At 75.2% G+C, this 1,529-nt stretch carries 3 protein-coding genes; all 3 read left to right on the top strand.

Annotated features, from left to right (window positions below; translation table 11 throughout):
• The gene (locus DZF91_RS23965) at positions 1-1,038 is read left to right on the top strand and encodes a helix-turn-helix transcriptional regulator (protein ID WP_235834509.1); all 1,038 of its coding nucleotides are present in this window, start codon (positions 1-3) and stop codon (positions 1,036-1,038) included.
• Positions 1,039-1,060: 22 nt separating this feature from the next.
• A complete protein-coding gene (locus DZF91_RS23960; protein ID WP_117359562.1) occupies positions 1,061-1,282 on the top strand; it encodes a hypothetical protein in 222 nt (73 codons plus the stop codon).
• A gap of 25 nt (positions 1,283-1,307) precedes the next feature.
• Positions 1,308-1,529 (top strand): Sec-independent protein translocase subunit TatA (tatA, locus tag DZF91_RS23955; protein WP_117359560.1); only part of this gene is annotated, 222 nt, incomplete at its 3' end.

Genomic DNA, 1,529 nt, shown 5'->3' with positions numbered 1-1,529 from the left:
GTGGCGCGGGCCGAGGAGCTGCGCGTCGCGGCGCCGCGCCCCCGGTCGTCCGAGCCCGTGAAGGGTGAGGCGGCCCGGCGGCCGGGCGGGACGTCCACGGGCCGGCTGGCGCGGCTGCTGGCGCTGGTCCCCTATGTGGTGAACCGCGACGCGGTGGCGCTGGACGAGGCCGCCGCCGCGTTCGGGGTGACCGAGAAGCAGCTGATCGACGACCTGAACATGCTGTGGTGCGTGGAGCTGCGCGCCCCGGACCCGTACTGCCCGATCGACCTGTCCTACGAGGGCGGGGAGATCACGGTGACCGAGGCCGAGTCGATCGCCCGCCCGCTGCGGCTGAAGGCGGACGAGGCGGCGGCGCTGCTGGTGGCGCTGCGGATGCTGGCGGGCCTGCCGGAGCTGCACGACCGGGACGCGCTGTCCCGGCTGATCGCCAAGCTGGAGGAGGCGGCGGGCGCGGCGGCGCAGGCCGCCGGGAAGGTCGCGGTGGAGGTGGAGACGCGCGGGGACGCCCTCGCGCGGCTGCGCGCCGCGATCGACGCGCGGCGGCGCGTCCACCTGACGTACTACGTGCCGACCCGGGACGAGAACACCGAGCGGGACGTGGACCCGATGCGGCTGCTGGTGGTCGAGGGCACCACGTACCTGGAGGGCTGGTGCCGCCGCGCGGAGGCCGTCCGGCTGTTCCGCCTGGACCGGGTGACCGGCCTCACGGTGCTGGACGTCCCGGCGGACGTGCCGGACGGGGCGGAGCCGATCGACGTGGACGCGGGCCTGTTCCGGCCGTCCCCGCAGGACGAGACGGTCACGATGGAGCTGACCCCGCGCGGCCGGTGGGTCGCCGACTCCTACCCGTGCGAGTCGGTCGCCGAGCTGGGGGAGGGGCGGCTGCGGGTGGTGCTGCGGACCCCCGACACCCGGTGGGTGCGGGCGCTGGCGCTGCGGCTGGGCGACCAGGGGCGGATCGTGTCGCCGCCGTCGCTCGCCGGGGCGGTGCGGGACGACGCGGCGCGGGCGCTGGCCCTGTACGACATAGTGTGAGGATTCGGCTACCGTGGGCGGGATGACGTGGCTTGCGATGGCGGTGGCGCTGGGGTCGGCCGGGCTGGCGGTGCTGGCCTGGTGCTCGTTCCGGGTGTGGCTGGGCGTCCGCCGTCTGGCGCGTGAACTGGAGCGGACGCGCCGGAGGCTCGGGCCGAAACACTCGGTGCTCCGCGCCGAAGTGCGGGATCTGCGGGACTCCCGCGCCCCGGCCGAGGCCGCCGAGGGCGTACGATCGTCGTGAGTAGCACCTGCTGAGAAGGACTGACATGGCTGGACTGGGCACCACCGAGATTCTCATTCTGCTGCTGGTCGTCGTGCTGATCTTCGGCTCGGCGAAGCTGCCGCAGCTGGCGCGGTCCCTCGGCAAGTCCGCGCGGATCCTGAAGGCCGAGACCAAGGGCCTGATGGAGGAGGACGACGACAAGCCGCAGCCGGCCGCCGCGCAGCCGCCGGCCGCCCCGGCGGACGACGCCCGCGAGCGCGCGGCG

This window comes from Actinomadura logoneensis, assembly GCF_003428695.1.
Taxonomy (GTDB): domain Bacteria; phylum Actinomycetota; class Actinomycetes; order Streptosporangiales; family Streptosporangiaceae; genus Spirillospora; species Spirillospora logoneensis.
The sequence above is the reverse complement of the archived record's forward strand: the minus strand, read 5'-3'. Positions and strand labels throughout refer to the sequence as shown.

Excerpts from the sequence above, each read along its gene's own strand:
- DZF91_RS23960 (WP_117359562.1), top strand. The coding sequence starts at position 1,061 with ATGACGTGGCTTGCGATGGCGGTGGCGCTGGGGTCGGCCGGGCTGGCG.